Origin of the sequence: Streptomyces sp. NPDC004647 (assembly GCF_040609575.1) — a bacterium.
Lineage (GTDB): Bacteria > Actinomycetota > Actinomycetes > Streptomycetales > Streptomycetaceae > Streptomyces.
Map to the genome: position 1 here is coordinate 37,979 of NZ_JBEXKU010000066.1, position 6,036 is coordinate 44,014.

The following is a 6,036-nucleotide window of genomic DNA, read 5'->3' on the forward strand; positions in this document are numbered from 1 at the left end:
AGCCGTCTTCTAGCAGCGCCCCCGGCGCCGCGCCGCGGCGCGGGTGAGGAACGCGGCCAGGGCTCCCAGCGAGATGCCCGCGGACGCGATCGGGAGAATCACCCATGCAGGCACCTCCCATTGGCCCGTCCCGTCCAGCGCGTACGCGAGACCCGCGCCCAGCAGGAACAGCCCGGTGATCAGCTTTCCGGGCCGGAACTCATGACGTCGTCGCACGGGAGACCTCCACCTGTCCCAGTCCGGCGTTCAGATCCAGTTCCAGCGTGCCGCGCGGTGCGCCGCCACCGGACGGGCCGAGCGTCAGCTCCCTGCGCAGCCCCGGCGAGACATCCACATCCTCCTGCGTCTCGCCCGGCAGCCGCAGGTCGCCGAAACCGACGTCCACCGTCAGCTTCACCGCCGTGTCCTGCGACACGATCACCTTCAACTGCCCGGCTCCCACGCTCGCCCGGGTGGCGACGGTCTGGCCCTCCTTCAGCTTCAGACCCGAGAGGTCGAGCGTGCCGACGCCCGTACCGATGTCGTAGCCGGGCCGTACGGTCGAGGCCGAGGCCGGCTTCCAGTCCGTGCGGACCCAGTCGGTGGTGACGCTCTTCGGCAGCGCCGCCGCGCTCGCCAGCAGCGCGCAGGTCAGCAGCGCCATGATGATCGTCCCCGCGCCGGTCCGCCCGTAGAACGCGCTGACCACGAGGCCGAGACCGAACGCGGCCAGCGCGCAGGCGAGGCCGATCTGCAGGCTGCTGCCCAGCGGTTGGGAGTCCCAGGAGGCGAGGATGCCCGCCGCGCAGGCGGCCACCGCGAGCAGGAACGTCCGGCCGCCGATCCCGGTCCGCTCGCGCCGGCCCCCGGAGCGACGGGCCGCGGCTGTGTTTTTGTCGTCTTTCTTGTCGTACGGGCCGTCCGCCGGGCCCCACAAGTAGCCGGTGCCGGTGGTGCCGCTCGTGCCGTCCTTGGTGAGCGGGCCGTGCCACCAGGACGGGGAGTGGGGCACCGGCGGCGCCTGAGTCTCCGGAGGCGCGCCGCCGTGAGCTCCGGCATGGGAGACGCCCCCGGTGTGCGCCGCGGCCGTGTCCGCCGCGCCCTCCTGCTCGGCGCGGCGACGGCGTCGGGACCAGTAGGCGGACCCGGCCACGGCACCCGCCACCAGCACGGAGAAGAACAGGACGGATGGGTTGCCGAGCATCGACAGCAGCAGCCCGCAGCCGACCAGCGCGCACAACAGCGCCGTCAGCGCCGGACCCTCCACCCGGCCCGACAGCAGCCGGCGCCCCTCGTTCTCGTCCTCCCCCTCCATGGGGATCAGCAGCCAGGCGAAGCCGTACGCGATGAGGCCGACGCCGCCCGCGATGGCGAGCACGGCCAGCACCACCCGGAAGATGACGGGATCGATGTCGTAGTGCCGTCCGAGGCCGCCGCATACGCCGGACACCACGTTGTTGCGGCGGCTGCGCCGCAGCGGCGGGCCCGGAAGTGGGCCGCCTCCGTCCGGGGGCGGCCCACTGGCGGAGGTCTGCTGGTCGGTCATGCGTCCATGGTGACGGGCACACGGCCGGGGCGGCACCGGGCCCGACCCTGGCTCGTCCCTGAGATCCCCCCGGGAGGGCCGACCGTTTATCGTGTCCGGGACATGGCAGGTGGGGGAGCAGAGAGGCACGAGATGATGGACGGTGCGGGGGTGGTGGACGAAGGGCGGCTGATCGCGAGCCGGTACCGGCTGCTGGATCGGATCGGGCGCGGCGGTATGGGCACCGTGTGGCGGGCCGAGGACGAGCTGCTGGGTCGTCATGTCGCCTTGAAGAAGTTGCACGTGCCGCCGCATCTGGCCGACGACGAGCGGGCCACGCTGTACGAGCGCACCCGCCGCGAGGCGCGCAGCGCGGCCCGTATCACCCACCGGAACGTGGTCGTGGTGCACGACGTCGTGGACGACGGCGGCCTGCCCTGCATCGTCATGGAATACGTGCCGTCCCGCACGTTGGGCGAGGTGCTGAAGCAGGACGGGCCGGTGGCGCCCGCGGAGGCGGCCAGGATCGGGCGGGGCATGATCGCCGCGCTGCGGGCCGCGCACGCCGCCGGGGTTCTGCACCGGGACGTGAAGCCGGGCAACGTGCTGCTGGGGGCCGACGGCCGCGTCGTCCTCACGGACTTCGGCATAGCGGTGGCCTCCGGCACGTCCACGCTCACCAGGACCGGCGAGCTGGTCGGGTCCGTGGACTACGTGGCCCCGGAGCGTGTCAGGGGAGGGACCCCGGGGCCCGCCTCCGACCTGTGGGCGCTGGGTGCGACGCTCTATCAGGCCGTGGAGGGGCGGCCCCCGTTCCGTAAGGACACGGCGATCGAGACGGCGTACGCCATCGCCGTCGACCCGGCGCCCTCGTCGAGCCGGGCCGGGGTGCTGGCCCCGCTGATCGCACAGCTGCTGGCGAAGGAGCCGGAGGCACGGCCCTCGGCCGAGACGGTGGAGCAGCGGCTGCGGGAACCGGCGGCGGAGGCCGAGACGGCGGCGGTGGACCGTGCGCAGCTTCTGGCCCCGGGGGCAGGCCCGGACAACACCACGGCAGCCGAGGGCGTCGGTTCCGTGGCCCGGGGCAGTACGGCTTCGACGGCCGGTGAGGGGGCGGGCCGGCGCGCGGGCCGGACGACAAGTCACCTGGCCGAGGAGGGCCCGGACAGGGGTCCGGTCCAGGGTCCGGTCCAGGGTCCGGGCCGGGGTCCGGTCCAGGGTTCGGGCCAGGGTTCGGGCCGTCGGTCCGGGCAGGCTTCGGACGGCGCGCAGCGCGGAAGGGGCCGTATCGGCCTCTGGGCGGCCACTGTCGTGGTCGTGGCCGCGGCGGCGGTCGGGGGCACGGTCCTGGTGCTGCGCGGCGCGGACACGGGCGTGCAGGCCTCGCCGGGCGGTGCGCAGACGCCGGACGGTAAGCCGTCGGACAGCGCCTCCCCGACGCCCGAACCCTCGCCCGTTCCGGAGGGCTACCACCTCGTCGAGGAAAAGGAGTTGGGCGTCTCCTTCCCTGTCCCCGACGGCTGGACCCGCAAGGTGCTGGAGGACGACAGCGAGGGCATCGGGTACATCGACCCGACCGGGAAGGTGGGCCTGCGGATCGCCGTGCTCGACCTTGCGAGTACCGATCCCCTTCAGCACTGGAAGGACGACGAGGCCAAGTCCAGGAGGGAGGGGAAGTTGCCCGGCTACCGGCAGCTGCGGATGCAGAGCACGCGCTACCGGGGGCAGCCCGCGGCCATCTGGGAGTTCACCTGGCAGGGCAGCGCGCGCGAGTGGCGCGCCCGCGACCTGGGGTTCGGACGCCCGGGCGAGAAGGAGTACGCGATCTACCTCTCGGCCCCGAGCGCGGCCTGGGCCCGCTATGAGCCGGTATTCGGTCATGTCCGGCACGGGCTGCGGCTGCCGGAGCAGACGTCGTAGGACACCCCGCGCCGCAGGAAACCCCCGGGAACGGTCAGGGTCGACCCTGATGCCCCACCCCCTCGTACGTGTGACGATCGGGTCATGACCGCCGCCACAGCCCGCGCCGGGGGCCCGTACTCCCCGACGCCCGAGCCTTCCGACGAACCCCCGGTGCGCAAGCTCTACCGCAGCGCGGATGGGCGGATGCTCGGCGGTGTCGCGCGGGGCCTCGCCGGGCACCTCGGGCTGCCGGTGTCCTGGGTGCGGATCGTCTTCGTGGCGCTGTTCATGATCGACGGGCTCGGCGCGCTGCTGTACGCCGGGTTCTGGTTCGTCGTACCGCTCGGCGTCGGCGGCGTCGGCGGGCGCCGCGCCGCCGACTGGCTGTCCTCCGAGACCGGCGCCGACGGCCGGCGCCGGATCTTCGCCCGCAAGCCCGACAAGGGTCAGGTCTTCGCGCTGCTGGCGCTGGTCGCCGGCCTGGCGATCTTCCTGGACAACCTCCAGCTCGGCCGGGCCGCCAACGCCTACGTCTGGCCGGCCCTGTTGATCTGCGCCGGAGTCGCCCTTGTCTGGCGGCAGGCCGACAACGCCCGCCGCGCGCACTGGATGGAGGTCGGCCGCAGCAAGCGCGTTCTGTCCATCGCGCGCAGCGCCGCCGGGGTGCTGCTGGTCGGCGCCGGAGTGACCGGCATCGTCGTGATGCAGGGCTCGGCCAAGCACCTCGGCTCGGTGCTCCAGGCCTCGCTCGCCGTCGTCGTCGGCATCGCGCTGCTCGCGGGCCCGTATCTCGTACGGATGGCCCAGGACCTCTCGGAGGAGCGGCTGATGCGCATCCGTGCTCAGGAGCGCGCCGAGGTCGCGGCGCATGTGCACGACTCCGTGCTGCATACGCTCACCCTGATCCAGCGCAACTCCGAGGACCCGAAGGAAGTGGCCCGGCTGGCGCGGGCGCAGGAGCGGGAGCTGCGCGCCTGGCTCTACAAACCGGAGGGCACGGGCAAGGACGAGGCCGAGGAACCGGCCACCCTCGCGGAGGCGGTGAAGCGCACTGCGGCGGAGGTCGAGGACTACCACGGGGTGCCGGTGGAGGTGGTGTGCGTGGGGGACTGCCCGCTGGACGAGAGGCTGGTCGCACAGATGCAGGCCGCGCGCGAATCAATGGTGAACGCGGCCAAGTACGGTGGTGAGGGCGGGGCGGTGCAGGTTTTCGCCGAGGTCGAGGGGAACAGGGTGTTCGTGTCCGTACGGGACCGGGGGCCGGGCTTCGACCTGGACGCGGTGCCGCAGGACCGGATGGGCGTCCGGGAGTCGATCATCGGCAGAATGCAGCGCAACGGCGGCACGGCGCGGCTGCGCTCCGCGCCGGACGGGGGCACGGAAGTCGAGCTGGAGATGGAGCGGCCGGAGTGAGCGGCGCCGGCTCTCCGGCGGGGGCGGCAACGACAGCAGCCGCACGCGCGGCGGAGCGGAAGACGAGGTACGGACGATGACCGAGGGCATGCAGAGCGAGGTTCCGGCGGAAGGCCGCACCGCACGGGTCGTGCTCGTAGACGACCACCGGATGTTCCGGACCGGGGTGCAGGCCGAGATCGGCGAAACGGCGCGTACGAACGTCGAGGTCGTCGGCGAGGCCGCGGACGTGGACCAGGCGGTCACCGTCATCACGGCGACGCGGCCCGAGGTCGTGCTGCTGGATGTCCATCTGCCGGGCGGCGGCGGGGTGGAGGTGCTGCGGCGCTGCGCCACGATGATGGCGGACGCGGACCGGCCGGTCCGCTTCCTCGCGCTGTCGGTCTCGGACGCGGCCGAGGACGTCATCGGCGTCATCCGCGGCGGTGCTCGCGGCTATGTCACCAAGACCATCACGGGCGCCGACCTGGTCGACGCGATCTTCCGGGTCTCGGACGGGGACGCGGTGTTCTCGCCGCGCCTCGCGGGCTTCGTCCTCGACGCGTTCGCCTCGACGGACGCCCCGCCGGTGGACGAGGACATGGACCGGCTCACCCAGCGGGAGCGCGAGGTGCTGCGGCTGATCGCGCGCGGATACGCGTACAAGGAGATCGCGAAGCAGCTGTTCATCTCGGTGAAGACGGTGGAGAGCCATGTGTCGGCGGTGCTGCGGAAGTTGCAGCTGAGCAACCGGCACGAGCTGACGCGCTGGGCGACGGCGCGACGGCTGGTCTGAACGGTCGGTTGACGTTGCGGGCAGTGGCCGTCCACCGGGAGCCTGAGCTCGAACCCACACCGTTTTGCCGATGCCGGAGCGCCGGGGCTGCGCTCCTCACTCGTCCGCGAGCGCGGCGACGAGCGCAGGGCCCCGGCCGGACTCGTCATCGGATGACGCCTGCCGTGGCTGCGGCAGGTCATCGCTCGCATCGGAGACCTCGATGCACAGCGCCTCGTCGCGCAGGATGCAGCGCGCGCTGATCTCACGGCCGGTGAGACGGCGTTCATCGCGTACGCCGCCGCCGGTCGCGTAACCCCGGAGTTCCGCAAGCAGTGCTGGTGATCCGCTGGTTCCTGGACAGCACGAGCACCCGTCAACTCGGCCGCGACAGCGACCAGTCCACCAGGAGCTGCTGTCGACGCGGGCGTGGTCCGCATCTGCGGATGCAGATGCGGACCAC

At 72.7% G+C, this 6,036-nt stretch carries 5 protein-coding genes and 1 pseudogene; 3 read left to right on the top strand and 3 right to left on the bottom strand.

Annotation, left to right across the window (positions count from 1 at the left end):
- Window positions 1–9 precede the first annotated feature (9 nt).
- Both ABZW18_RS25615 and ABZW18_RS25620 read right to left on the bottom strand, forming a co-directional pair.
- The gene (locus ABZW18_RS25615) at window positions 10–216 is read right to left on the bottom strand and encodes a hypothetical protein (RefSeq protein WP_356191473.1); all 207 of its coding nucleotides are present in this window, start codon (window positions 214–216) and stop codon (window positions 10–12) included.
- The gene (locus ABZW18_RS25620; protein WP_356191475.1) at window positions 200–1,525 is read right to left on the bottom strand and encodes a PspC domain-containing protein; all 1,326 of its coding nucleotides are present in this window, start codon (window positions 1,523–1,525) and stop codon (window positions 200–202) included. Before ABZW18_RS25620 ends, ABZW18_RS25615 begins: the two co-directional genes overlap by 17 nt.
- 102 nt (window positions 1,526–1,627) lie before the next feature.
- Between ABZW18_RS25620 and ABZW18_RS25625 the strand changes: the two genes are divergently transcribed.
- The 3 genes from ABZW18_RS25625 (at window position 1,628) to ABZW18_RS25635 (ending at window position 5,594) form a co-directional block, all read left to right on the top strand.
- A complete protein-coding gene (locus ABZW18_RS25625) occupies window positions 1,628–3,424 on the top strand; it encodes a protein kinase (RefSeq protein WP_356191478.1) in 1,797 nt (598 codons plus the stop codon).
- 84 nt (window positions 3,425–3,508) lie between these two features.
- On the top strand, window positions 3,509–4,819 hold the full coding sequence (locus tag ABZW18_RS25630; RefSeq protein WP_356191481.1) for a PspC domain-containing protein: 1,311 nt from the start codon (window positions 3,509–3,511) through the stop codon (window positions 4,817–4,819).
- A 76-nt stretch (window positions 4,820–4,895) separates the two neighbouring features.
- Window positions 4,896–5,594: a response regulator transcription factor gene (locus ABZW18_RS25635; protein ID WP_356191484.1), complete on the top strand. Its 699-nt coding sequence runs from the start codon at window positions 4,896–4,898 to the stop codon at window positions 5,592–5,594.
- A gap of 96 nt (window positions 5,595–5,690) precedes the next feature.
- Here the strand turns inward: ABZW18_RS25635 and ABZW18_RS25640 are convergent.
- Window positions 5,691–6,036: pseudogene (locus tag ABZW18_RS25640) on the bottom strand (hypothetical protein); the annotation flags it as partial.

What these genes read in the sequence shown, in the direction of transcription:
- ABZW18_RS25625 (WP_356191478.1), top strand. Translation starts at nt 1,628, where the DNA reads ATGGCAGGTGGGGGAGCAGAGAGGCACGAGATGATGGACGGTGCGGGG.
- ABZW18_RS25635 (WP_356191484.1), top strand. Translation starts at nt 4,896, where the DNA reads ATGACCGAGGGCATGCAGAGCGAGGTTCCGGCGGAAGGCCGCACCGCA.
- ABZW18_RS25620 (WP_356191475.1), bottom strand. Translation starts at nt 1,525, where the DNA reads ATGACCGACCAGCAGACCTCCGCCAGTGGGCCGCCCCCGGACGGAGGC.
- ABZW18_RS25630 (WP_356191481.1), top strand. Translation starts at nt 3,509, where the DNA reads ATGACCGCCGCCACAGCCCGCGCCGGGGGCCCGTACTCCCCGACGCCC.